At 67.3% G+C, this 24538-nt stretch carries 29 protein-coding genes; 9 read left to right on the top strand and 20 right to left on the bottom strand.

The annotated features are described in order from the left end of the window. Positions 1–20: 20 nt before the first annotated feature. The 8 genes from dprA to JOF42_RS10590 form a co-directional block, all read right to left on the bottom strand. On the bottom strand, positions 21–1202 hold the full coding sequence (dprA, locus tag JOF42_RS10625) for a DNA-processing protein DprA (protein ID WP_210097830.1): 1182 nt from the start codon (positions 1200–1202) through the stop codon (positions 21–23). Next, positions 1199–2728, bottom strand: a complete 1530-nt coding sequence (locus tag JOF42_RS10620) for a YifB family Mg chelatase-like AAA ATPase (RefSeq protein ID WP_210097829.1) — start codon at positions 2726–2728, stop codon at positions 1199–1201. The genes dprA and JOF42_RS10620 overlap by 4 nt, the downstream gene beginning before the upstream one ends. Further along, complete coding sequence (locus tag JOF42_RS10615; protein WP_210097828.1) at positions 2725–3087, bottom strand: YraN family protein; 363 nt, start codon at positions 3085–3087, stop codon at positions 2725–2727. The genes JOF42_RS10620 and JOF42_RS10615 overlap by 4 nt, the downstream gene beginning before the upstream one ends. Positions 3088–3189: 102 nt before the next feature. Then, on the bottom strand, positions 3190–3516 hold the full coding sequence (locus tag JOF42_RS10610; protein WP_056509743.1) for a DUF2469 family protein: 327 nt from the start codon (positions 3514–3516) through the stop codon (positions 3190–3192). 47 nt (positions 3517–3563) lie between these two features. Further along, positions 3564–4223, bottom strand: a complete 660-nt coding sequence (gene rnhB / locus JOF42_RS10605; RefSeq protein WP_210097827.1) for a ribonuclease HII — start codon at positions 4221–4223, stop codon at positions 3564–3566. Continuing rightward, on the bottom strand, positions 4220–4954 hold the full coding sequence (gene lepB, locus JOF42_RS10600) for a signal peptidase I (RefSeq protein ID WP_210097826.1): 735 nt from the start codon (positions 4952–4954) through the stop codon (positions 4220–4222). Before lepB ends, rnhB begins: the two co-directional genes overlap by 4 nt. A gap of 118 nt (positions 4955–5072) precedes the next feature. Then, positions 5073–5420, bottom strand: a complete 348-nt coding sequence (gene rplS, locus JOF42_RS10595; protein WP_042542128.1) for a 50S ribosomal protein L19 — start codon at positions 5418–5420, stop codon at positions 5073–5075. 179 nt (positions 5421–5599) lie between these two features. After that, the gene (locus JOF42_RS10590; RefSeq protein ID WP_210097825.1) at positions 5600–6088 is read right to left on the bottom strand and encodes an MFS transporter permease; all 489 of its coding nucleotides are present in this window, start codon (positions 6086–6088) and stop codon (positions 5600–5602) included. Between the two features lie 111 nt (positions 6089–6199). On the opposite strand from JOF42_RS10590, the gene map reads away from it, so the two are divergent. After that, positions 6200–6982 carry a type I methionyl aminopeptidase gene (gene map / locus JOF42_RS10585; RefSeq protein WP_210097824.1) on the top strand — a complete coding sequence of 261 codons (783 nt, stop codon included), beginning with the start codon at positions 6200–6202 and terminating at the stop codon, positions 6980–6982. A gap of 14 nt (positions 6983–6996) precedes the next feature. Here the strand turns inward: map and JOF42_RS10580 are convergent, their stop codons facing one another. Beyond that, positions 6997–7734, bottom strand: a complete 738-nt coding sequence (locus JOF42_RS10580) for a class I SAM-dependent methyltransferase (protein ID WP_210097823.1) — start codon at positions 7732–7734, stop codon at positions 6997–6999. Between the two features lie 69 nt (positions 7735–7803). Between JOF42_RS10580 and JOF42_RS10575 the strand changes: the two genes are divergently transcribed. After that, entirely contained in the window at positions 7804–8397 is a 594-nt protein-coding gene (locus JOF42_RS10575; RefSeq protein WP_245340782.1) for a histidine phosphatase family protein, read from the top strand. Here JOF42_RS10575 and trmD read toward each other — a convergent pair. Genes trmD through rpsP form a run of 4 tightly spaced genes read right to left on the bottom strand, consistent with a single transcriptional unit; the run spans position 8394 to position 10399 of the window. After that, a complete protein-coding gene (gene trmD / locus JOF42_RS10570; protein ID WP_210097822.1) occupies positions 8394–9104 on the bottom strand; it encodes a tRNA (guanosine(37)-N1)-methyltransferase TrmD in 711 nt (236 codons plus the stop codon). The genes JOF42_RS10575 and trmD overlap by 4 nt on opposite strands. 19 nt (positions 9105–9123) lie before the next feature. Then, positions 9124–9726: a ribosome maturation factor RimM gene (gene rimM, locus JOF42_RS10565; RefSeq protein WP_307803582.1), complete on the bottom strand. Its 603-nt coding sequence runs from the start codon at positions 9724–9726 to the stop codon at positions 9124–9126. Position 9727: 1 nt separating this feature from the next. Next, positions 9728–9958 carry an RNA-binding protein gene (locus tag JOF42_RS10560; protein WP_210097820.1) on the bottom strand — a complete coding sequence of 77 codons (231 nt, stop codon included), beginning with the start codon at positions 9956–9958 and terminating at the stop codon, positions 9728–9730. Positions 9959–9964: 6 nt separating this feature from the next. Next, a complete protein-coding gene (gene rpsP, locus JOF42_RS10555; RefSeq protein ID WP_056307932.1) occupies positions 9965–10399 on the bottom strand; it encodes a 30S ribosomal protein S16 in 435 nt (144 codons plus the stop codon). 209 nt (positions 10400–10608) lie between these two features. On the opposite strand from rpsP, the gene JOF42_RS10550 reads away from it, so the two are divergent. Continuing rightward, positions 10609–11760, top strand: coding sequence for a glutamate--cysteine ligase (locus JOF42_RS10550; RefSeq protein WP_210097819.1), 1152 nt, complete (start codon positions 10609–10611; stop codon positions 11758–11760). Positions 11761–11764: 4 nt separating this feature from the next. On the opposite strand, the gene JOF42_RS10545 is transcribed toward JOF42_RS10550, so the two are convergent. After that, positions 11765–12736: a sugar-binding transcriptional regulator gene (locus JOF42_RS10545; protein WP_210097818.1), complete on the bottom strand. Its 972-nt coding sequence runs from the start codon at positions 12734–12736 to the stop codon at positions 11765–11767. Between the two features lie 100 nt (positions 12737–12836). Here JOF42_RS10545 and JOF42_RS10540 point away from each other — a divergent pair, with 100 nt between their 5' ends. The 3 genes from JOF42_RS10540 to glpK all read left to right on the top strand — a co-directional run bounded on the left by JOF42_RS10540 (position 12837) and on the right by glpK (position 16938). Further along, positions 12837–14549, top strand: a complete 1713-nt coding sequence (locus JOF42_RS10540) for a glycerol-3-phosphate dehydrogenase/oxidase (RefSeq protein ID WP_210097817.1) — start codon at positions 12837–12839, stop codon at positions 14547–14549. Between the two features lie 92 nt (positions 14550–14641). Beyond that, entirely contained in the window at positions 14642–15394 is a 753-nt protein-coding gene (locus tag JOF42_RS10535; protein ID WP_210097816.1) for an MIP/aquaporin family protein, read from the top strand. Between the two features lie 29 nt (positions 15395–15423). Beyond that, positions 15424–16938, top strand: a complete 1515-nt coding sequence (gene glpK, locus JOF42_RS10530) for a glycerol kinase GlpK (protein ID WP_210097815.1) — start codon at positions 15424–15426, stop codon at positions 16936–16938. Between the two features lie 2 nt (positions 16939–16940). On the opposite strand, the gene JOF42_RS10525 is transcribed toward glpK, so the two are convergent. Continuing rightward, positions 16941–17876, bottom strand: coding sequence for a LysR family transcriptional regulator (locus tag JOF42_RS10525; protein ID WP_210097814.1), 936 nt, complete (start codon positions 17874–17876; stop codon positions 16941–16943). Positions 17877–17954: 78 nt separating this feature from the next. Between JOF42_RS10525 and JOF42_RS10520 the strand changes: the two genes are divergently transcribed. After that, the gene (locus JOF42_RS10520; protein ID WP_210097813.1) at positions 17955–18866 is read left to right on the top strand and encodes an EamA family transporter; all 912 of its coding nucleotides are present in this window, start codon (positions 17955–17957) and stop codon (positions 18864–18866) included. Between the two features lie 6 nt (positions 18867–18872). Here JOF42_RS10520 and ffh read toward each other — a convergent pair whose 3' ends face one another. The 4 genes from ffh to JOF42_RS10500 all read right to left on the bottom strand — a co-directional run bounded on the left by ffh (position 18873) and on the right by JOF42_RS10500 (position 22248). Next, a complete protein-coding gene (ffh, locus tag JOF42_RS10515) occupies positions 18873–20426 on the bottom strand; it encodes a signal recognition particle protein (RefSeq protein ID WP_210097812.1) in 1554 nt (517 codons plus the stop codon). A 13-nt stretch (positions 20427–20439) separates the two neighbouring features. After that, positions 20440–20961: an RNA polymerase sigma factor gene (locus JOF42_RS10510; RefSeq protein ID WP_210097811.1), complete on the bottom strand. Its 522-nt coding sequence runs from the start codon at positions 20959–20961 to the stop codon at positions 20440–20442. Next, positions 20958–21578: a hypothetical protein gene (locus JOF42_RS10505; protein ID WP_210097810.1), complete on the bottom strand. Its 621-nt coding sequence runs from the start codon at positions 21576–21578 to the stop codon at positions 20958–20960. The genes JOF42_RS10510 and JOF42_RS10505 overlap by 4 nt, the downstream gene beginning before the upstream one ends. Before the next feature lie 67 nt (positions 21579–21645). Continuing rightward, complete coding sequence (locus JOF42_RS10500; RefSeq protein ID WP_210097809.1) at positions 21646–22248, bottom strand: TetR/AcrR family transcriptional regulator; 603 nt, start codon at positions 22246–22248, stop codon at positions 21646–21648. A 96-nt stretch (positions 22249–22344) separates the two neighbouring features. On the opposite strand from JOF42_RS10500, the gene lipB reads away from it, so the two are divergent. Together lipB and lipA are read left to right on the top strand one after the other, a co-directional pair. Beyond that, entirely contained in the window at positions 22345–22998 is a 654-nt protein-coding gene (gene lipB / locus JOF42_RS10495) for a lipoyl(octanoyl) transferase LipB (protein ID WP_210097808.1), read from the top strand. Next, positions 22995–23984, top strand: a complete 990-nt coding sequence (gene lipA, locus JOF42_RS10490) for a lipoyl synthase (RefSeq protein WP_210097807.1) — start codon at positions 22995–22997, stop codon at positions 23982–23984. Before lipB ends, lipA begins: the two co-directional genes overlap by 4 nt. A gap of 25 nt (positions 23985–24009) precedes the next feature. Here lipA and JOF42_RS10485 read toward each other — a convergent pair whose 3' ends face one another. Next, positions 24010–24510, bottom strand: coding sequence for a DUF2004 domain-containing protein (locus tag JOF42_RS10485; protein ID WP_210097806.1), 501 nt, complete (start codon positions 24508–24510; stop codon positions 24010–24012). Positions 24511–24538 lie beyond the last annotated feature (28 nt).

The raw sequence follows: 24538 nt of genomic DNA, 5'->3' as shown, positions 1-24538 counted from the left end.
GAGCGGGCTCCGGCATCGCGTCAGCCGCGCCGCCCGACTCCGCCTGCCCTCTGCCAGCCGCCCTCGACGCGCTTGACCATGCCGTCCAGCTCGAGAACACCGAGCATCGCGCTCACCTTCTCTGGAGCGACCCCCGAACGGCGACAGATCTCGCGCACAGTCAGCGCCGAGCGGCCGGTGATCGCATCGAGGAGGCGCACCTGATCGGGGTCGGATCGCATCGCCACCTCGGGAGCATCCGTCCGGCCTCCCCAGAGCTCCCGGATCTCCGCAGGGGTCGTCACGCACCGCGCGTCGTACTCACGCAGAAGTCGATGACATCCGGCGGATGCCGCTGACGTGACCGGCCCCGGCACCGCGCCGAGAGGGCGCCCCAGCGCTGCCGCGTGACCGGCGGTGTTCAGCGAACCGCTGCGCCACCCTGCCTCGACGACGACGGTCGCATGACTCACCGCCGCGATGAGCCTGTTCCGTGACAGGAAGCGCCACTTGGTGGGCGCCGTGCCGCAGGGCACCTCACTCACCACAGCGCCCGTTTCGACGATACGGCGCAGGAGCTGCTGATGCCCCTGCGGATAGGCGCGATCCACCCCGCCGGCCAGGAACGCGACCGTCCTGCCCTCGACCCCGAGTGCTGCTCGGTGAGCCGCACCGTCGATGCCGTATGCACCGCCCGACACGACGACCGCACCGCCCGCTGCCAGCTCACCCGCGAAATCGCCGGCGAGCATCTCGCCGTAGGCGCTGGCCGCACGTGCGCCCACAATGGCGACCCGCGGCTCCGCGCACAGGATCTCCGGATCGCCTCGCACCCACAGCACGGTCGGCGCATGCACGCCGAGGTCGTCGAGCGTGACCGGCCACATCGGGTCGCCCGGGAGAATGAGACGCGCATCGACATCCCCCGCACCGCTCATCGCATCCGCGACCGCCCGCGGATCTGCACGTGGCTTCCACCGCGCCTGCCCCTCCAGGAGTGTTCTCCCCCTGGTCCCGGGCCGAACCCGGCTTCCCGCTCCCACCGCGAGGTCCAGCGCGTCCCGCGCGCCCATCTCCGCGATCAATGCCCCGGCGACGCCGTCACCCGGCTCGGCGAGAACCGACCAGGCGACCCGTGCGAGCGCCTCTTCGGGATCACCGTGAGCTCGGAGCCGCTCGAGCGCGATTCGCACCTCGGGATCCTCCACGAGCGATTCGATCATGACGTGTATCCCCTCTTCAGAAACAGCGCGCGACCGACCTCGTCGCGCCCGGGCCGGTCAGCCCCTCCCAGATCCGCCATGGTCCAGGCCAGCCTCAGCACCCGGTCGTAGCCGCGAAGCGTGAGCGCACCGCGTTCGAGGGCGCGGTCGAGGGGCGCTCGCGCGTCCGCGGCCACCCGCAGGTCGGGCTGGCGCAGTCGCGCACCCGGGACCTCGGCGTTCCGCCGCCATGGCGTGCCCTGCCAGCGGGCGCACGCGCGCTCTCGAGCCTCGACCACGCGAGCGCGGGCGCGCTCACTCGTCATCGCGGAACGATCCGCGCTCATCGCACGTACTGCGGAGACCCGAGCGACGTGCAGTTCGATGTCGACCCTGTCGCGCAGCGGACCGGAGAGCCGCGTCGCGTACCGACGGATCGCGATCGACGGGCACACGCACTCCGAGCCCCGCGCTCCGTAGTTGCCGCACGGGCAGGGATTCATCGCCATGATGAGCTGGAATCTGGCGGGGAACAGAGCGGTGAGGCCGGAGCGGATCACCTCGATCGATCCCGATTCGAGCGGCTGCCGCAGGGCGTCCAGCGCGACGCGCGAGAACTCCGCGGCCTCGTCGAGAAACAGCACACCGCGGTGCGCCCGTGAGATGGCTCCGGGACGGACCACCCGTGATCCCCCACCGACGAGCGCCGCGACCGACGCACTGTGGTGCGGCGATTCGAGCGGCGGCGTCGAATCGAGGCGTCGCACCGCCTCACCGGCGAGGGAACGGATCGACGCGACCTCCAGCGCCTCATCCTCGGTGAGGCGCGGCAGGATGCCGGGCAGGCGCCGCGCGAGCATCGTCTTGCCTGCTCCCGGCGGACCGCTGAGGAGAAGGTGGTGGCCGCCGGCAGCCGCGACGATCAATGCCTCGACCGCGTCCTCCTGGCCCGCGACGTCGGCGAGGTCCAGCTCGTCGATCGGCTCAGACAGCGGACCGGCCAGCATGACAGGGTCCGACTCCATCACTTCGACGTCAGCGCCGTGCCAGACAGCCACCTGAGAGAGCGTCGCGGCCGGGCGCACCTCGATGTCGGGGACGAGCCGGGCCTCGGCTTCGTTGCCCGAGGGAACGATCACGGTCTCGAATCCCGCCCGTGCCGCCGCGAACACGGCCGGCAGGACTCCAGGAACGGGACGGAGCCTTCCGTCGAGCCCCAGTTCGCCGAGGTGCACGGTGCGCGCGACCGAGCGCTGCGAGAGTGCGCCTCCGGCGGCCAGCGACGCCACGGCGATGCTCAGATCGAATCCGGAGCCCTGCTTGGGGAGGCTCGCCGGTGAGAGGTTGACAGTGAGACGGCGACGCGGGAGATCGAGCGAACTGTTCTTGCAGGCGTTGTGCACCCGCTGAACGGCTTCTGCCAGCGACTTGTCGGGCAACCCGATGATCTTGAAGTCGGGAGTCTGGTTCGACAGGTCGGCCTCGACCTCGACCAGGTGTCCGTCGACGCCGGTCAGCGCGACCGCCCACGTGCGCGCCGTCGTCACGACAGCCCCACCAGATGCTCGAGCGTGCCCTTCGCCGGGTCCGGACCGATGATCCCGACCGCATCGATCCGGATCGTCATCCCGCGCATGAGCTGAGGGTGATCGGCGGCCCATGCGTGGGCAAGCTGCCACAGGCGGCGCAGCTTGCGGGTATCCACAGCTTCGAACGGGTGCCCGTAGGACTCGCTCCGTCGGGTCTTCACCTCGATCACCGCGATGTGCGATCCGTGAGCCGCGACGATGTCGATCTCGCCCTGAGTGCACCGCCAGTTGCGGTCGAGAACTGCATACCCGAGGTTCGTCAGGTACCGAACCGCCTGCTCTTCACCGGCTCTGCCGAGATCGTCTTTCGCTGCCATGTCGACAGCCTGTCGACCGGATGCGACCGTCGTCGTCGTGAATCCTCCGCATCCCCGACGGGCGGGGACAACCCGTCAGAAACACCGGGTGTGCAGGAGCGGTCACTCTCCGTCGAGCGACAGCTCCTGTGGCAGCTCGAACTCTCGGCGCTGGAGCTCTTCGACGTTGACGTCCTTGAAGGTGAGCACGCGCACGGCCTTCACGAAGCGGTCGGCGCGGTAGATGTCCCACACCCACACGTCCGTCATCGAGATCTCGAAGTAGAAGTCGTGCTCGGTGTCGCGACGCACGACGTTGACCTCGTTGGCCAGGTAGAACCGTCGTTCCGTCTCGACCACGTACTGGAACTGAGCGACGACGTCGCGGTACTCGCGGAACAACGCGAGCTCGAGCTCGCGGTCGTAGTCGTCGAAGGCTTCCTCATCCATGATGACTCCATCCTAGAGTCGGCGACACGTCAATGCCGCACGGAGCGTCAGAACAGGGTCGGGGCATCGGCGATCGCCCAGGAGGAGCGATGATGCGGCGAGAGACCGAGTGCCCGGATCGCATCCCGGTGCTCTAGGCTCGCGTAGCCCTTGTTCCTGTCCCACTGATAGGCCGGGTGCCCCACGTGGAGTTCCGCCATGTACGTGTCGCGCGCGACCTTCGCGATCACCGAGGCCGCAGAGACCGACGCACAGTCCCTGTCGGCCTTGATCACCGGACGAACACGAAGCGGCACCGGGTGCACGGCCGAGACGTAGTCGTGGTTGCCGTCCAGGAGCACGAGCGCATTGTCGATCGCGACGCCCTGGTCGACGATGGCCTGCACCGCGCGGGACGCGGCGAGCCCCAGTGCACGCATGATCCCGACTTCGTCGACCTCGGCCGAGCTCGCCCACCCGACGGCGGACGCCGGCACCCAGGCGGCCGCTCTCGCAGCGACCTCGGGGCGTCGTCTCTCCGTCACCAGCTTCGAGTCTCTGAGGCCGTCAGGCACACGGCGGCGCGCTCCGGCGGCATCCATCGCGGCGGCTCCGACAGCCACGGGACCGGCCAGCGCACCGCGGCCGACCTCATCGAGGGAGATGAGGAGATCGCACTCCTTCAAGAGCCGACGCTCGAGGCTGAGCGTGGGGGCGACGACGGTCATTCCGAGTCCGGAACCCCGTTGAAGCTGTCGTGATGACCGTCGATGGTGCCGATGCGATCCAGCGGCCAGGTGGTGAGGAACGCCTTGCCGACCAGATTCTCGAGCGGCACGAACCCTCCGCTCGGAAGGTCCTGGTGCGCCCGCGAGTCACGCGAACGATCACGATTGTCGCCGAGCAGCCAGAGCGAATCCTCGGGTACCACGACGTCGAACGGCTCGTTCGACGCCGCCGTGTCTCCGTCGGGAAGATTGAGGTAGTTGAGTTCGTCGATCGGTGCCCCGTTGATGGTGATCTGACCGAGTGCATTGCAGCAGACGACATGATCGCCGGGAAGCCCGATCACACGCTTCACGAGGTGATCCTGCGAGTCCGTCGCAGAGATGCCGACGACATTGAGGACCCAATCGAACGCCTGGATGAGCGGCGGCTGCGCAGGTGTCTGCGGCTGCGGGTCGAGCCAACCGCCCGGATCCTTGAAGACGACGACATCACCCCGCTCGTATCCCGTCCACCGCGGCGTGAGTTCGTCGACGAGGATGCGGTCCTTGACGATGAGCGTGCGCTCCATCGACGCCGAGGGGATGTAGAACGAGCGCACCACGAACGTCTTGACCACGAAGGAGACGAGCGCAGCGATGACGATGATCACGAGGACGTCCCGCAGGAACACGACGAGCCCGCGACGCCGTTTGATCGGGGGCGTGGACGCAGGCGCGGAATCGGTCGTCATCAAGGTTCCTTCACAGTCTCGCACCGTTCTGAGACGGCACCATCTAGGGTCGCACACGCCGGGGAAAACACAGCACCCCGAGACATCGTGTCCCGGGGTGCTGTGGAGAACCTGCGCGTCAGTTGTCGCGCTTCTCCTTGATCTTCGCCTTCTTGCCCCGCAGCTGGCGGAGGTAGTAGAGCTTCGCGCGACGCACGTCACCGCGGGTGACGACCTCGATGTGGTCGATCACCGGGGAGTGAACCGGGAAGGTACGCTCGACGCCCACCTGGAAGCTGATCTTGCGAACGGTGAAGGTCTCGCGCACGCCGTCGCCCTGGCGGCCGATGACGACGCCCTTGAAGACCTGGATACGCGAGCGGGTGCCCTCGGTGATGTTCACGTGTACGTTGACCGTGTCACCGGGGTTGAAGACGGGAACGTCGGAACGCAGCGAAGCTGCGTCGACGGCGTCGAGGATCTGCATGATCGTCTCTCTCTGCACTCGCCTCAGGTCGGATGCATGATGCTGGAAGGAACAAGAATGGGTGTGTGCTGAACGGCGCCGAAGCATCCGCGGGTTCCCCTGAGGCAGAACCGGTCACGGCACAACCACCTATTCTGCCACGGATGCCGCACATGGCCAAAACGTCGGTCGGGCCGACATCACTCCCTGGCGTCGTGCTCGCGGATGACGATGACCTCGTGTGCGCGGGTCGCGGGCGCCGGCTCGTCGACGCCGGGGACGGTCGACCACGCGATGGTCTCGCGGAAGCGCGCACCACTCCCCTTCGCCTCGCTCCACAGCTGCCAGAGCTGTAGCCAGACCAGTCCTATGCCGACGACGATCGCGGCTGTGAGAAGCCATCCGAACGCGCCGTCGATGAAGCATCCGACGGCGATCGTCAGACCGTGCCAGAGGGTGAACCCGCCGACGTCCCACCAGGACACGGCTCGATCGGCGCGCACCGACGGACGAGACCGCGTGAGGAGCGTGAGCAGGAGCTGCCCCACGAACACCGAGGGTATGGCGATGAACAGAACCCAGAGAATCGCCCAGCCGCCCTGGAACACTCCCCAGCCGACGAGAAGCCAGAGCGGCAGCAGGAACGCAGCCGGAACGAGCCACCGGAAGAACGCCTGACGCAACCACATGTCACAGATCGTACGACGCGGCGTCGGTCGTTGTCGTGGTGTTCGCTGTGAGCGCGCGGGCGTCCGGAGGCGCGCTCATCGGCGAGAATGGAAGCGACGAGAGGACACCCGATGATCGAACTGCGCACCCCTGCCGAGATCGACGAGATGCGCGCCGCCGGTCGCTTCGTGGCCGAGACCCTGGCGACGCTGCGCGACGAGACGAAGGTCGGCACCAACCTGCTGTCGATCGATCGCCGCGCGCACGAGATGATCCGGAAGGCCGGAGCCGAGTCCTGCTACATCGACTACCACCCCTCGTTCGGCGCCAGCCCCTTCGGCAAGGTGATCTGCACGTCGATCAATGACGCTGTGCTGCACGGCCTCCCCCACGACTACACGCTCCGCGACGGAGATCTGGTCTCCCTCGACTTCGCCGTGTCGGTGGACGGCTGGGTCGCCGACTCCGCCGTCTCGTTCGTCGTCGGAACACCGCGCGACGAAGACCTCCGCATCATCGAGACGACCGAGCGAGCGCTCGACGCGGCTATCGCGGCCGCCGTCGTCGGCAACCGGATCGGCGACATCTCCGCGGCCATCGCGGCAGTGTCACACGGCGAGGGATACTCGATCAACACCGACTTCGGCGGCCACGGTGTCGGCCGGATCATGCATGGCGACCCCCACGTCCCCAACGACGGACGAGCCGGTCGTGGCTTCCCGCTGCGCGAGGGTCTCGTCTTCGCGCTCGAGCCGTGGCTGCTCGAGACCACCGACGAGCTCGTCACAGACCCTGACGGCTGGACGCTGCGCAGTGTCGACGGATCGAGGGGCGCACACTCCGAGCACACGGTCGCTGTGACCGACGACGGACCCATCATCCTCACCGATCGGACGTTCCTCGGCGTCGACTGAGCCGTCGACTCGGGTCAGTCGCGTCTGTAGACGAACACGTCCGTCACGATGGGCAGGTCGAACTCGTCACGCCCACGGGTGTCGGGATCGGCGTCCAGGACGGTCTCGATGGCAGTGAACATCCGCGCACGTTCGTCGTCATCAGCGACCAGGAAGCTGCTCACCGTCGACCATCGCTTGAGGTAGTCCTCCCGACGGATTCGCTCCGCCCAGTGGATCTGCTCGTTCCGGACGTGCTCGAAACCGGGCAGCACCGCGGCTGCTGAGCTCGTCGTGCCGTCCTCGTCCGCCACCGCGGGATGAGCGATGCGATGAGCTGCCCTGTCCCAGGTGCTCGCAGGGTCGGAGTGGTTCCAGATCAGGCCGAGAGTCCCGCCGGGTGCGAGCACTCTCGCGATCTCCGCGCACGCGGGGTCCCGGTCGAACCAGTGGAAGGCCTGGGCGACGGTGACGACATCGACGGATCCGTCCGCCGCCGGAATCAGCTCGGCACTCCCCTGCATAGCCTCCACGCCCGGCAGCTTGGCCTTCAGGACGTCCAGCATCGCCGACGAGGGTTCGACCGCGACGACCTGTTCGGCCCGCTCCGGGAGCAGCTCCGTGAACTTCCCGGTGCCGGCTCCGAGATCGAGTGCTGCACGCACACGCTCGGGCAGGATCAGATCGGCCGCCGCCGCGGGAAACCCGGGCCGGTAGCGATCGTAGTCCGCACCGATGCGCTCGAACGACTTCGCAAGTACCTCGTCGACCATGCCCCGACGCTACCAGGCGACACCCGATTCGCCCCTCGCAGCACGGCTCGGCTGTGCCATTCTGGGTGCATGATTCCGCAGGATCGTCATGTGCCGCAGCGCCTCTTCCTCGTGCGACACGGGCAGACGCGATGGAATCTCGAGCACCGACTGCAGGGGCAGCTGGACTCGCCCCTCACGGATGACGGGATCCGTCAGGCGAAGAGCGTCGCCGAACGGCTCGACGGCCACGGGATCACGACAGTCTGCTCGAGCCCGCTCGGGCGGGCGCTCCGCACCGCGGTGATCATCGCCGACCGGATCGGCGCGGATCTGGTGGAGGTTCCCGAACTCGCCGAGGTGCATCACGGCGACATGGCTGGTCTGACCTGGGATGACGTCGACCAGCGATTCCCCTCTGCGCGAGCAGACAGGGCCGCCAACCGATACGGATGGGCTTTCCCTGGCGGCGAGAGCTACGCGCAGGCGAGAGCACGGGCTCGCCGGGCGCTGTCGGCGTGCGGCTGGGCCTCCGGCGGGGTCCCCGTGCTCGTGACACACGAGATGCTCGGACGGATGCTCAGAGCGGACCTACGGCGTCTCGACCCCACAGCGGCTCTGTCTCTCCGACATCCTCATGATGTCGTCTTCGAGATCGACCGAGGTGTGGAGCGGATGCTCTAGGACTCGTCGTCCGGCAGGAGGTCAGGGCGGCGGCGGCGCGTGCGCTCGAGCTGCTGGTCACGTCGCCACGAGGCGATGAGCGCGTGATTGCCGCTCAGCAGGACATCGGGAACCGATCGTTCACGCCAGACGGACGGCTTCGTGTACGAGGGGTACTCCAGCAGCCCGTCCTCATGGGACTCTTCGACCAGACTCTCCGGATTGCCGACGACGCCGGGGATCAGACGACCGATCGCCTCGATCATCGCCATCGTCGCGACCTCGCCGCCGTTGAGGACATAGTCTCCGAGGCTGATCAGCCGAACCTCGCCGAGGGACGCCGCATACTCGAACACCCGCTCGTCGATTCCCTCGTACCTGCCGCAGCCGAAGACGAGATGCTCGCGAGTGCTCAGATCACGAGCCGTCGCCTGTGTGAAGACCTCGCCCGCGGGCGACGGGAAGATGATCGTCGGTCGCTGCTCGGTCGAGGAAGGAGTCGACGATGCGAGCTCGTCGAGCGCCAGCCCCCAGGGCTCTGGCTTCATGACCATCCCGGCACCGCCCCCGTACGGGGTGTCGTCGACGGTGCGGTGACGATCGGAGGTCCAGTCGCGCAGATCACGCACCCGCAGATCGAGGATGCCGGCGCTCTGCGCCTTCCCGAGAAGGGAGAGCGTCAGTCCGTCGAAGTACGACGGGAAGATGGAGAGGACGTCGATACGCACGGAGGAACCGTACCAGCGGTCACTCGGAGGCGTCGGAGTCCGAGGACTCCTCCGCAGCCGACGACTCGGAGGAGTCGGGAAGCTCTTCGAAGAGACCTGCGGGCGGCGTCACGATGACGCGTCCTGCGCTCACATCGACCGTGGGGACGATCGCCTGGACGAAGGGAACCATGATGTCCTGATCGCCCGATCGGACGATGAGCAGATCCTGCGCGGGGAAGTGCTCCACGCGAGCCACCTTGCCGACCACGACGTCATCGCGGACGACATCGAGTCCGACGAGCTGGTGGTCGAACCAGGCGTTGTCCTCGACCTCGTCGGCATCCTGATCGATCCAGAGGATGGCGCGTACCAGACCCTCTGCAGCCTCACGGTCGTCGACATCGTTGAGGAAGACGACCGGGTTGCCGTTCATCACGCGATATTCGCGGACGACGACGGTCTTGCCGTGCCACGGAGATGCCTCGGGCACCTGCAACGTGAACTCGGCTCCCGGAGTGAAACGGCGCTCCGGATTGTCTGTGTAGAGCTCCAGCTTGAGCGCACCTTTGAGGCCATGGGCCTTCACGAGGCGCCCTACGCGCAGCTGGTTCTTGCCCTGGTTGCGATCTTTCGACACCACGTCAGTCGTCCGCGACGTCGACGCGGACGCGTCGCCCATCGGCCAGCGCGGAGATGAGCGTACGCAGTGCCTTCGCGGTGCGGCCGCCGCGCCCGATCACGCGTCCACGATCATCGGGGTGCACACGCACCTCGAGGAGATCGCCTCGCGGCGAGGTGGACGAGTTGATACGCACATCGTCCGGGTGATCGACGATCCCCTTGACGATGTGTTCGAGCGCGGCGGCGAGCACGACGGATTACTCCGAGTCGGCGGCGGGAGCCTCAGCGGCCTCCGCGTCGGCCTTGGCGGGAGCCTCCTCTGCGGGAGCCTCCACCTTCTTCTCGGCCTTGGGCTTGACGACGGACTTCTTGGACGCGTCGATCTCGAACGGAACCTTGGGCTCCTTGACCTTGAGCGTGGACTTCGCGTCCTTGTCGCCCTTGAACTTGCCCCAGTCGCCCGTGATCTTGAGGAGGGCGGCGACCTGCTCGGTCGGCTGCGCGCCGACGGAGAGCCAGTACTGCGCACGCTCGGAGTCGATCTCGATGAACGAGGGCTCCTCGGTGGGGTGGTACTTGCCGATCTCCTCGATCACGCGACCATCGCGCTTGGTCTTCGAGTCGGCGACGACGATGCGGTAGTACGGCGCACGGATCTTGCCCAGGCGCTTGAGACGAATCTTGACAGCCACGATTCTCCTGAATTGTGTGGAAGTTGACGAACCGATCGCCTGGAGAGTGGGGTGCACACCCGGCGGAAGCTCAAAGAGGGAGGACGAATGCTGGATAGAGGGTCGAGCACGTCGTCCGACCTTCTATTCTGCCAGATGAGCGGCCCAGGAGCGAAACGCGGCGACACGGCGGTTGCCGTGTCGCCGAGGCCGCGTGTCAGACTGTGCTCGTGAAGCTCGATTTCGCGCCCTCGGCGCGGTCCACCGTCGGCCTGGAGTGGGAGATCATGCTCGCCGATCCGGTGAGCGGTGATCTGGTCGGTCGTGCGCCGGAGCTCCTCTCTGCACTCGAGGCCGAGAGCGAGGACGAGCGGCACACGGTCACCGGCGAGCTGCTCACCAACACGATCGAGGTCACGAGCGGCATCGGCGATTCCGTCGCACATGCGGTGGATGACATCGCCAACGCGATCGCGGCCGTGCGATCCGCGACGGACCCCGCGGGAATCGAGCTGCTCTCCGCCGGCAGCCACCCCTTCGCCCAGTGGTACGACCAGGAGGTGACCGACAAGACCCGGTATCACACCCTGATCGAGCGGACGCAGTGGTGGGGACGCAACATGATGATCTGGGGCATCCACGTGCACATCGGGGTCGAGGATCAACGCAAGGTCATCCCGATCATCAACGCACTGTCGGGCTACCTCCCCCATCTGCAGGCGCTGGCGGCGTCGAGCCCGTTCTGGGCAGGAGAGCGCACCGGGTACGCGTCGAACCGTGCCCTCGTGTTCCAGCAGCTGCCCACCGCCGGACTCCCCTGGCCCCTGCAGGACTGGTCGGAGTACGAGTCCTACCTCGATGACATGGTCCGCACCGGTGTCATGGCCGACGCCACGGAGGTGCGGTGGGACATCCGGCCCGCGCCCCGATGGGGCACCATCGAGATCCGCGCGTGCGACGGACTGTCCACCCTTCCCGAACTCGCCGCTGTCGCCGCACTGGTGCAGGTGCTCGTCGAGCATCTTTCTCGCGAGCTGGACGAAGGCCGCACCCTTCCGCAGATGCCGGCCTGGTATCACCGCGAGAACAAGTGGCGCGCGGCGCGGTACGGCCTCGATGCGCGCGTGATCGTGGACGCGGCCGGCTCGCAGCGACCTGTGCGCGACCATCTCGCGCAGATCGTCGAAGACCTGGCCCCGGTGGCCGTCGAGCTCGGCTGCGTGCGCGAGTTCGGCAGCATCGGAACGATCCTGAACGACGGGGCGAGCTACGAACGGCAGCTGACGATCGCGAATGCGACCGGCGGAGACCTCGCGGCCGTCGTCCAGCATCTGATCCGCGAATTCCGGTCAGGACCTGAAGCGTCCACCGACGAGCCGTAGTCGCTCAGTCGTCGACGAGTCGGCGTGCGAGCCCTTCGTCAAGGACCACGTCTGTGACGAGATCGGCCGCGAACGCCGCGCGCAGGCTCACGAGCTTGGGGATGCCGGAGACGACGCACACACGTCGTGGAACGCGGCGCAGCCTGTCGAGTCCTGGTCCGGTCGCGCGCGCATTGACACGGATGTCCTTCCATGAGCCGTCCGCGCGGAAGAAGACGGTCGCGACGTCACCGATCGCGTGATCCTCACGCAGACTGCGATAGTCGTCGCGGCTGAGGTAGCCGCCGACGTAGACCCGGCTGGGCACCTCCGCCGCGGGAGAGCCGAGGCTGAACACGGCGATGTCCATCTTCGACTGCAGATCGAGCACCCGCCGCGTGCTGCGCTCGCGCCACATCGCCTCCCGTGTCGAAGGATCATCGAAGAATGCGGGCACCGGGAACTGCTGTACCTGGGCCCCGAACGCGCTGCCGAAGCGCTGCAGGATGTCGCTCGAATACTCGACGCCACTCGTCTGCGTGTTGCCCGCCCCGTTCAGCTGCACGAACGTCGTGTTGTGCGTCTCCTTCTGCGTGAGACCGCGACTGACCGCGCTGATGGTCGACCCCCAGGCGACCCCGACGATCATGTTCGAGTCGACGAACTGCGAGAGCAGTCGTCCCGCTGTCAGCGCGACACGCTCCAGCCGCTCGACCTCGCTGACGATCTCGGGGATGGGAACGACATGAGCGACGACTCGGTATCTGTCTCGGATGTGCTGCTCGAGCATCCCCAGCCGTTCGAGCGGTGAGTTGATGCGGATGTCGACGAGCCCGCTCTCCCGCGCGAAGCTCAGCAGCCGCGACACAGATGACCTGGAGGTCTTCAGCTCCTGCGCGATGACCTCCATGGTCTTGTCCTGCATGTAGTAGAGCTGCGCTGCGGTGAGCGCGGCGATCAGCTTGGAGTCGCGGGATCCCGCGTCGGACTGGCCCATGACGACCTCCTCACCCCGATCTTTGCACATATGTGCAGCGGGCTTGCGCGCCCTGGCCACATGGGTCGAAGCTGGGGGCAAGCACAGAGAAGGGTCGAAGATGATCGAGTCGACACACTCATCACCGGAACGCGCCGAAGTCCGCGCGGTCCGTGAATCCGGACGCACGAGCGTCCTCGTCATCGGAGCGGGGATCAACGGCATCTCCACGTTCCGTGACCTCGCATTGCAGGGCGTGGACGTCCTGCTCGTCGAACGCGGAGACTTCGCCTCCGGCGCGTCGGCGGCGTCGAGCCACATGATCCACGGCGGCATACGCTACCTCGAGAACGGCGAATTCCGTCTGGTCCGCGAGTCTGTCGAGGAGCGCAACGGCCTGCTCAAGATCGCGCCCCACTACGTGAAGCCGCTCGAGACGACCATCCCGATCTACTCGACCTTCTCGGGCATCCTGTCCGCTCCCCTGCGCTTCCTCACGCACAAGAGCGGCAAGCCCCAGGAGCGCGGCGCGTTCCTGATCAAGGTCGGCCTCACGATCTACGACACGTTCTCGCGCGACGGCGGCATGGTCCCCCGTCACCGGTTCCTCGGTCGCAAGCGCTCGCTCGCCGAGCTCCCCTCGCTCGACCCGAACATCAAGTACACGGCGACGTACTACGACGCGTCCATGCACGACCCCGAGCGCCTCGCACTCGACGTCCTGCAGGACGGTCGCGCCGCGCACCCGGGTGGCGCCATCGCGCTGAACTACGTCGAGGCCGTCGCCCGCGACGGTGCGAACGTCGTGCTCCGCGACCGCGAGAGCGGCACCGAGTTCACCGTCACCGCCGATGTGGTCGTCAACGCCTCCGGACCCTGGACGGACCTCACGAACGACGCTCTCGGCACCGACACGCGCTTCATGGGCGGCACCAAGGGCTCGCACATCGTCCTCGACCACCCCGAGCTCCTCGAGGCGACGCGCGGACGCGAGATCTTCTTCGAGCACTCCGACGGCCGCATCGTGCTGATCTACCCGCTCAAGGGACGCGTCCTCGTCGGTACGACCGACATCGACGCCGACCCGCGTGAGTCCCCGGTGTGCACGGAGGAGGAGATCGACTACTTCTTCGACCTCATCCACCACGTCTTCCCGCAGATCGACGTGACGCGAGAGCAGATCGTCTACAACTTCTCCGGCATCCGCCCGCTTCCCCGCCACGAGGACACGGCGCCCGGCTTCGTGTCTCGCGACTACCGCATCGAGGTCGACGAGAAGGGTGCAGCGCCTCTCGTGAGCCTGGTCGGCGGCAAGTGGACGACGTTCCGCGCACTCGGCGAGTCCCTCTCCGACGTCGTGCTCGGACTGCTCGGCCGCACCCGCACGGTCTCGACGGCAGGACGAGCGATCGGTGGAGGCCGCGACTTCCCGCGCACCGAGAAGGCCCGTCGTATCTGGATCCAGGAGAACCTCTCCGGAGCCGGTGAGCGCGCCGAGAGCCTGCTCGCCCGCTACGGAACCCGCGCAGCGCAGGTCTGGGAGTACATCGAGCAGGGCGACGACGCTCCCCTCGCCGGTGGCGACCTCTCGACGCGCGAGCTCGCCTGGATGGTGGAGAACGAGATGGTCGCGCGCCTCCAGGACGTGATCCTGCGCCGAACCAGCATCGCGTTCACCGGACACGCCGACGCGGATGTGCTCGAAGAGCTTGCCGATGCACTGGCTCCTCTGCTCGACTGGGACCGCGCACGCCACGATGCCGAACTGGATCAGACGCGCACGCTGCTGAACGAACGACATGGACTGAAGATCTCGTCCCGCGCACGCGGCTGACGAGACATCCGAACACCGCCCTCCACGCGGTGTAAATCCCAACAAGTGCCAGGGCTAAGGGGCCCTGGCACTCAAGAAAGGTCAATGAAGACATGACTGATGTGAATCTCGGTCTCTACTTCCTCTCGGAGTTCGTCGGCACCGCGATGCTGATCCTCCTCGGATGTGGTGTGGTCGCCAACGTCGCCCTCGCGAAGAACAAGGGCTTCGGCGGCGGCTTCCTGATGGTCAACTGGGGATGGGGTCTCGCGGTCTTCGTGGGTGTCCTCGCCTCGGCATACTCCGGCGCGATCCTGAACCCCGCGGTCGGTATCGGCCTCCTGGTCGCCGGCAAGATCGACTTCTCGCAGTTCGCCGTCGCAACCGGTGCCGAGCTCCTCGGCGCGATCGTCGGTGCCATCCTCACGTGGCTCGCCTACAAGCAGCACTTCGATGAGGAGCCGGAGGCCGCCAACAAGCTCGGCGTGTTCTCGACCGGCCCTGCGATCCGCTCCTACGGCTGGAACCTCGTCACCGAGGTCATCGGAACCTTCGTCCTGGTGTTCGCGGTCTTCGCGTTCGCAGACTACGGCGTCGCAGACATCGGTACCCCCGGAGGCCTCGGACCGCTCAGCGCGCTCCCGGTCGCACTCGTCGTGGTCGCCATCGGCGCGTCGCTCGGTGGACCGACCGGCTACGCCATCAACCCCGCACGTGACCTCGGACCGCGTATCGCTCACGCCATCCTGCCGATCAAGGGCAAGGGTTCCAGCGACTGGTCGTACTCCTGGGTCCCGGTCGTCGGTCCGCTCATCGGTGGTGTCCTCGCCGCCGTCGCAGCACCCGCACTGCTCAACCTCGCCTGAACCCGAACCTGACTTCAAAGGAGAACACAATGGCCGACTACATCATCGCCATAGATCAGGGCACCACCTCCAGCCGCGCGATCATCTTCGACAAGAAGGGGAGCATCATCGCGACCGGCCAGAAGGAGCACGAGCAGATCCTTCCGAAGGCCGGTTGGGTCGAGCACGACCCCGCCGAGATCTGGCGCAACGTCCAGGAGGTCATCGGTCTCGCTCTGAGCCGTGCCGACCTGACGCGTCACGACATCGCGGCCGTCGGCATCACCAACCAGCGTGAGACTGCCGTGGTCTGGGACAAGACGACGGGCAAGGCCGTCTACAACGCCATCGTCTGGCAGGACACCCGCACGCAGGAGATCGTCGACCGCCTCGCGGCCGACGGTGGCGTCGAGCGGTTCAAGCCGGTCGTGGGCCTTCCCCTCGCCACCTACTTCTCGGGCACCAAGATCGCCTGGATCCTCGAGAACGTCGAGGGTGCGCGCGAGAAGGCCGAGGCAGGAGACCTCGTCTTCGGCACGACCGACAGCTGGGTGCTGTGGAACCTCACCGGTGGCGTCGACGGCGGCGTGCACGTGACCGACGTCACCAACGCCTCGCGCACGATGTTCATGGATCTCGAGACGCTCGAGTGGCGTGACGACATCCTCGAGGCGTTCGGCGTCCCTCGCTCGATGATGCCGGAGATCCGCTCCTCCTCCGAGGTGTACGGTGCCGCAGAGGACTCGTCGCTGCTGCGCGAGACCCCGATCGCCGGCATCCTGGGCGACCAGCAGGCGGCGACGTTCGGCCAGGCAGCGTTCAACACGGGCGAGAGCAAGAACACCTACGGCACCGGCTGCTTCCTCATCTTCAACACGGGCGAAGAGATCGTCCACTCGAAGAACGGGCTGCTCACGACGGTCGGCTACAAGCTGGGCGACGGACCGACCCACTACGCGCTCGAGGGATCGATCGCCGTCACCGGATCGCTGATCCAGTGGCTCCGCGACCAGCTCGGCATCATCAGCTCGGCTCCCGAGGTCGAAGAGCTCGCCAAGCAGGTCGATGACAACGGCGGGGTCTACATCGTCCCGGCGTTCTCCGGCCTGTTCGCGCCGTACTGGCGTCCGGACGCACGTGGTGCGATCGTGGGTCTCACCCGCTACGCGAACAAGAACCACATCGCGCGCGCAGCGCTCGAGGCAGTCGCCTTCCAGACGCGCGACGTGCTCGATGCGGTCAACGCCGACGCAGGTGTCGACCTCACCGAGCTCAAGGTCGACGGCGGCATGGTTGCGAACGACGCGCTCATGCAGTTCCAGGCCGACGTACTGGGCGTTCCGGTCGTTCGACCGGTCGTCGCGGAGACCACGGCGCTCGGCGCCGCGTACGCCGCCGGACTCGCCGTCGGATTCTGGAACGGTCTGGACGACCTGTCCGCCAACTGGCAGGAAGACCGCCGCTGGGAGCCGTCGATGGAGGACGCAGAGCGCGACCGCCAGCTTCGCCTGTGGCGCAAGGCCGTCAGCAAGTCGATGGACTGGGTCGACGAGGACGTGAAGTGACCTCAGAGTTCTGAGGAGGCGGGCCCGGAGGATTCCTCCGGGCCCGTTTCGTCTTCCGTGACATCGATCATCGAGTCGATCACTTCGAGGAAGGCGATCGCGACGCCCCGCGGCGCACGGTCGTCCCACGCGACGTACTGCACGCGCGTCGGGCCGTCGGCGAGTTCGACCGCGACGGCACCCGTGGATGAGCCGACGATGACCGCGGGAGCGAGCAACGCGATCGCCAGCCCCTCCGAGACGAGTCCGAGGATCAACTCGGACGAGTCGGCTTCGAAGGCCACATCGCGGGCGACACCGGATGACGCGAACGCCGCGTCGCCCTGAGCACGCCCCGACGTGCCGGCAGGAAAGTCAGCGAACACCTCGTCGACGAGATCGACGATCCGGACGCCGGTCCGTCCGGACAGCCTGTGCGTCGGGGCGACCGCTGCCACCAGACGTTCACGGGCGAGCACCCGCACGGCGACACCCTTCGGCACGCTCCCTTCGCGCAAGCCGAGGAGCGCGATGTCGAGATCCCCCCGTCGCACCGCGTCGGCGAGCGTACCGCTGTTGCCGACGGTGAGCTCGACGCGAGCGTCGGGATGCGCCTCTCGAAAGCGGGAAACCACCCGCGGCACCGACACCGCACTTGCCGTGGGGATCACGCCGAGACGGAGCGTGCCCACGATCCGGCCGGACGCAGCAGCCGCGGCATCTCGGGCATCGTCGGCAGCGATCACGGCCTTCTTCGCGTGGACGAGGAAGGCCTCCCCCGCATCCGTCGTCCGGACGCTGCGACTCGAGCGGATGAAGAGACGTTGTCCGAGTTCGCGCTCAAGGGCGGCGATCTGGTGACTCAGTGCCGATTGCGTGACGAAGCACCGCTCCGCGGCACGGGTGAAACTCGAGGTGGATGCGACCTCGACGACGTATCGCAGCTGTTGGAGATCCACCCATCCATGATTCATCATCATGATTCGTGTGACAAGTATGTGTTGGACTCATTGGTTCGATCCGATCAGGCTGGAGACATGAACCGCGTCACCCTTCTGCTGCTCACGGCGCTCGCTCCTCTCTCGTGGGGAACGACGTACCTCGTGACGACCGAGCTGCTGCCCTCCGGTCACCCGCTCCTGGCCGGGCTCCTCCGTGCACTCCCTGCGGGGATCATCGCGCTGGTGATCGGCAGGCGCCTGCCGTCCGGGGGATGGTGGCTGAAGTCGCTGGCTCTCGGAGCCCTCAACATCGGAGCGTTCTTCCCGCTGCTGTTCCTCGCCGCCGAGCGGCTGCCGGGAGGCGTCGCCGCAGCGGTCGCGGGGGTGCAACCGATGATCATCCTCGGCATGAGCGCGCTCGTCCTGCGAGACCGGATACGACCACTCACCGCCGCCGCTGCCGTCGTGGGCGCGGGAGGCGTCGCCCTCGTCGTGCTGGGGCCCGCGGCACATCTCGATGCCCTCGGAGTCCTGGCGGCACTCGGAGGCGTGACGGCGACGGCGCTCGGCATGATCCTCACGAAGCGGTGGGGCCGCCCTGCCGGCGTCGGACCGGTCTCGTATGCGGGATGGCAGCTGACGGCGGGCGGTCTCGTCCTCCTGCCGCTCACCCTGCTGTTCGAAGGCATCCCTGCCTCGATCGACGGCGGAGCCGTGCTCGGCTACCTGTGGCTGGGCTCAGTCGGAGGGCTGCTCGCGTATACGCTCTGGTTCCGCGGCATCCAGCTGCTGCCGGTCATCGCTCCGGGGCTGCTCGCTCTGCTCTCCCCCGTGGTCGCGACGCTGCTGGGCACGCTCGTGGCCGGCGAGACCTTCACACCGCTCCAGGCACTCGGAATCGCACTGGTACTCGTCGCGCTGGTCGTGGGCCAGCTGACGGCGCTCAGGACGACGCGTCGCTCATCGACTCCGGCCCGCGAGCAGGAGTTGCAGGCGTCCCGCCCCTGACTCGCGTCAGTTCTTGCCGAAGAGCTTCTGGATCTCAGCGAGATCGGCCTCGCTGGGCGCCTTGGCGCCACCCAGACCGAAACCGGAACCGGTCGGGGTGGATGCGCTGGCGAGCCCTGCGTTCTCGGCTGCGCGCTTCGCCGGGTTGCCCGAACGGGACCCGCCCGAGGACTTGGCCTTCTTCCCACGCTTCGAGGACGCTCCCGGCTTGCCCATCCCGGGCATCGATCCCATCCCCGGGATGTTCGGGGTGCCACCACGGGCGACGGTCTTCATCATCTTCGCGGCCTGATCGAAGCGCTGCACGAGCTGGTTGACGTCGGTGACGGTCATGCCGGAGCCACGAGCGATGCGCAGACGACGTGATCCGTTGAGGACCTTGGGGTTGCGGCGCTCACCAGGGGTCATCGAGCGGATGATCGCCTCCGTGCGATCGATCTCGCGCTCGTCGAAGTCCTCGAGCTGCTGCTTCATCTGCCCCATGCCGGGGAGCATCCCCAGCATCTTCTTCATCGACCCCATCTTCTTCATCTGCTGAAGCTGGTCGAGGAAGTCCTCGAGCGTGAACTGCTCGGTGGCGAGCTTCTCGGCCATCTTGATGGCCTCTTCCTCGTCGAAGGCCTGCTGGGCCTGCTCGATGAGGGTCAGGATGTCGCCGAGGTCGAGGATGCGACTCGCCATGCGGTCGGGGTGGAACGGCTCGAGATCCTCGAGTCGCTCTCCGGTCGACGCGAAGATGATCGGGCGGCCGGTGATCGACGCCACCGAGAGTGCGGCTCCACCGCGCGCGTCGCCGTCGAGCTTCGAGAGGACGACACCGGTGAAGTCGACGCCCTCCTGGAAGGCACGGGCGGTGTTGACCGCATCCTGACCGATCATCGCGTCGATGACGAACAGGACCTCGTCGGGATCGGTCGCCTTGCGGATGTCGGACGCCTGCTTCATGAGCTCGGCGTCGACGCCGAGACGGCCGGCGGTGTCGATGATGACCACGTCGTGCTGATGGCGGCGCGCGTGCTCGACGCCGTCACGGGAGACCTTGACCGGGTCGCCCACGCCGTTGCCCGGCTGCGGGGCGTAGACGGTGGCACCGGCCTGCTCCGCCACGACCTGGAGCTGATTCACGGCGTTGGGACGCTGGAGGTCGGCGGCGACGAGGAGGGGCGTGTGCCCTTCGCCCTCGAGCTGCTTCGCGAGCTTGCCCGCGAACGTGGTCTTTCCCGAACCCTGGAGGCCGGCGAGCATGATCACCGTCGGCGCCGTCTTGGCGAACTGCAGACGACGCTGCTCGCCGCCGAGGATCTGGACCAGCTCCTCGTTGACGATCTGCACGACCTGCTGCGCCGGGTTGAGCGCCTTGTTGACCTCGTCGCCGAGGGCACGCTCGCGCACCTTGGCGGTGAACTCCTTCACGACGGAGAGCGCGACGTCGGCGTCGAGGAGTGCGCGACGGATCTCGCGTACAGTGCCGTCGACGTCGGCCGCGGTGAGCTTTCCCTTCGTGCGCAGATTGCGGAAGGTCTCGGTGAGCCGATCGGAGAGCGTGCCAAAGGTAGCCATGGTGTCACCGAGTTTACGCGAATCCCGCCCCGTTCTCCGCGCTCGGAACGGCACCGACCGCGAGTTCGGCTCTGAGCAGTTCTCTCGCGCGGGCGTACCGGCCACGCACGGTGGATGAGGGGATGCCGAGGAGCTCAGCCGCCTGCACGAGCGACAGCCGCTCCCAGTGCACCAGCCGGACGATCTCCGCGAGATCCGGATCGAGCCGCGCGATGGCGTCACGGACCTCGATCCCCTCGTCCGCGGCGGGCGCGTGGGAGGCTTCCCGCAGGTGCAGACGCAGTCGATCCGCGAGGGCCCACTTCCTGCGCTGCCCGCGCGCGTGGTTCGCCAGCGTGCCGCGAGCGACGCCGAAGAGCCACATCCGCGCACGTTCCGGCTCGTCGGGAAGGTCCGCTGATCGTCGCCAGGCGACGACCATCGTCTCGCCGAGGAGGTCGGCCGCGTCATCGGGTCCCACTCGACGCGCCAGGTAGGCGAGCAGGTCGGGCGCACTCGCCTCGAGAACCCTCGTCAGGTCACGCTCACGGCTCATTCCCCGGACCCCCAGTCCTCGCCGTCGCAGTGCACCTGACTGTGCGTGTTCGCCCCGGCGAGGGCGGCACTGTCGAAGCCGTTCTCTCTCAGCTCGGCGTAGATCAGTTCACTGACGGCCTGTTCGTGTGCGGTCCACGCGTTCAGGTCCGCCCGCCGGGGATCCGTATCCGCAGACGGGTCGGAGGCGTCGGCGGCTTCCATCGTCGCGAGGTATTTGGGGATGAGCGGTGCCGCCGCTGCTTCGACATCCGTGGTCGCGAACCAGTCATCGACGATGCCGTTGACCTGAGCGTCGGTGATCGGGTTGTGCGTGTCCATGGCGCTGAAGCGGAGCTCGCACTCACCCCAGGTCGGAGACGTGTAGGTGTACACCCGATCCGGGTCGTCCAGGCCAGGGCTCCACAGCCAGTCCGATGACGCCACCGCGACGCCGGTTCCTCCGATGAAGAGCAGCGCGAGGGCACCACTCAGGAGAGCGGTCCGACGACGGCGCCGCCGCCGCGGCAGCGTCTCGTCTCGGGCGGCGACGATCATCGCCCTGATGTCGGCCTGCGCGGGAACGACGCGTGCGGGCGCGGAACGGTCGAGCATCTCGTCGAGCGGATCGGCGGTCATGGTGTCTCCTCGGTCGGAACGGCTGTCACTACCGACCTGTCCGGCTCACGCCTTTTCGTCCGCGCGCTCACACATCCGATCGTTCGCCACTCCAGGGCAGGCGGTCGATCGCACGGACCGCCTCGGTGAACGTGTCTCCGACCGAGCCGCGTCCCGCACCGCTCTCCGCCCACGCGCGCACGGCCGCGAGCACGGCGGCGGCCCACGTCGCCGCCGCGATGTCCGCGGTGAGTGCCGCGACACCGGATCGACGGGCGAGATCCGCCAGAGCGGCCGACAGCCGCGCCTGACGCAGCGCGGCATCCTGCTCGAGCTCATCGTCGAGGCCCATCGCCGAGGAATTGGTCATGGCGAGGGCGAGACTGTCCGGTGCGAACCCTGCGACGAGGGCGGAGAGGATGCGCCTCACCTCGACACCGTCGCGGTCTTCCGGAACCGTGATGAGGTCGCCGACCGCACTCGAGATGCGATCGTCCAACCCGGACCAGAGCACGTCGCTCTTCGACGAGAAGTAGTTGAAGAAACTCGAGCGGCTCACGCCCGCCCGCTGGGTGATGTCCGCGACGGACGTGGCGTCATATCCGCGCTCGAGGAAGAGCTCGCAGGCCGCCTCGGCGAGGGTCTCGCGCGAAGACGCCTTCGGGCGCCCCGCTCGGCTCGTGCTGCTCATGGTCACACGCTACCGCGCGTCGCTCCCGCGCGCCGCGGATGCCGGAGAGGAGTATTCTTAGACGCAATCCATTTATTGAGTGAGAGCGACCTGATCATGCTCGACATCCTGACTCCCGGACTCGCCCCGAACTTCGTCGCCTACGGCGAGGGGTGGGATCTCCAGCGCCGCATCCACGCCGACGTGGTCGATGGGACCAGACCGGACACCCTGATCCTTCTCGAGCACGAAGCCGTGTACACCGCGGGCAAGCGCACCGACCCCCAGGAGAGACCGCAGGACGGCACACCGGTGATCGATGTCGATCGCGGTGGCAAAATCACGTGGCACGGACCCGGCCAGCTCGTCGGCTACCCGATCGTCCGTCTGCCCGAGCCCATGGACGTCGTCGCGCACGTCCGCCACCTCGAGCGCCTTCTGATCGACGTGCTCCGCCCCATCGGCGTCGAGGGCCACCAGGTCGAGGGCCGCAGCGGAGTGTGGGTACGCCGGCCGCTCTCGGAAGACAAGGTCGCGGCGATCGGAGTGCGGGTGCAGCAGGGAGTCACCATGCACGGCTTCGCCATCAACTGCGACAACAGCCTGTCCGGGTTCCAGGACATCATCCCCTGCGGCATCACCGATGCGGGTGTCACGACCGTGAGCGAGGTCGTGGGCGCCGACGTCTCGCCCGTAGACATCGTCGACTCGATCGTCGCCGCCTTCCTCGCCGAATACTCACCCGCCGACCACGCTGGAGTCACCGCATGACCGCCGCACCCGAGGGGCGCAAGCTCCTTCGTCTCGAGATCCGCAACGCCGAGACCCCGATCGAGCGCAAGCCCGAATGGATCAAGACGAAGGCGAAGATGGGCCCCGAGTACACCGCGCTCCACTCGCTGGTGAAGAGCGAGGATCTCCACACGGTCTGCCAGGAGGCCGGATGCCCCAACATCTTCGAGTGCTGGGAGGACAGGGAGGCGACATTCCTGATCGGCGGCTCGCAGTGCACGCGGCGCTGCGACTTCTGCCAGATCGACACCGGGAAGCCGGACGCGTATGACACGGACGAACCCCGTCGTGTCGCCGAGAGCGTCGTGCGCATGAACCTGCGCTACGCCACGGTCACGAGTGTCGCCCGAGACGACCTCCCCGACACGGGGGCCTGGCTCAACGCCGAGACCGTCCGCAAGATCCACGAGCTCAACCCGAACACGGGTGTCGAACTGCTCGCGAACGAGCACAACGCCGATCCTGCGTTCCTCGGGCAGATCTTCGACGCCCGCCCCGAGGTGTTCGCCCACAACGTCGAGACCGTGCCCCGCATCTTCAAACGCATCCGGCCGGCCTTCCGCTACGAGCGCTCGCTCGACGTGATCACGCAGGGACGCAACGCCGGACTCATCACCAAGTCGAACCTGATCCTGGGGATGGGAGAGGAGCCCGAGGAGGTCGTCCAGGCGCTGAACGACCTGCACGACGCAGGATGCGACATCATCACGATCACGCAGTACCTGCGCCCCTCGCCCCGCCATCTGCCGGTCGCGCGCTGGGTCAAGCCGGCAGAGTTCGTCGAATTCAAGGAGGAGGCGGAGCGCATCGGCTTCCTCGGCGTGCTCGCGGGGCCCCTCGTGCGCTCGTCGTACCGGGCAGGGCGGCTCTGGGCGCAGTCGATGGTGTCGAAGGGTCGCGAGATCCCGCCGCACCTGGCGCACATCGCTGAGAGCGCAGACCTCGGCTTCGCGCAGGCGGTCTGACCGGAGTCCGAGAGGACCCGCGGCGTCAGTCGGCGCTCATCACCGACTGCACGCTGCCGTCGGAACCCAGATTGACGAGCAGCACGTCGTCGGTGGTCGAGGCGTCGAGCGCGTACTCGAGCACGGCGAAGGGCTCGGATCCCCCGTGCTCGTCAGCGAGGATCGTCATGCTCATCAGTCGGAGCGAGCGGATGATGTCGACAGCGGCGTCACCGCTCACATCGACGAGGACGTCTTCGAGCTCGTCGCCGTAGGCCTCCTGCTGCTGCAGGATGTACTCGGTCACCTCGCTCGTGCGGTCGTCGACCTCCGAGAGCATCCCCCGTCGGGATGTGGCGTCGACGTTCTCGAGTCCTGCGATCAGCGATGCGGCGATGTCCAGCGCGTCTGCGGAGACGTCGTCCTGGTCGGGCGCCGTGAGGTCGACGGTGACACTCTGGTCACCGAGCTCCACCGTCTCAGACCAGAAGATCGATCCGTCCGGTCCGGAGGACAGGAGGCCGAAGTAGTCGTGTTCGATCGCCATAACGCTATGAAACCAGCCTCGTGCTCGC

The organism is Microbacterium phyllosphaerae, from assembly GCF_017876435.1.
In the GTDB taxonomy this organism is placed as follows: Bacteria; Actinomycetota; Actinomycetes; order Actinomycetales; family Microbacteriaceae; genus Microbacterium; species Microbacterium phyllosphaerae.
This window is presented reverse-complemented; position numbering and strand designations above follow the sequence as displayed.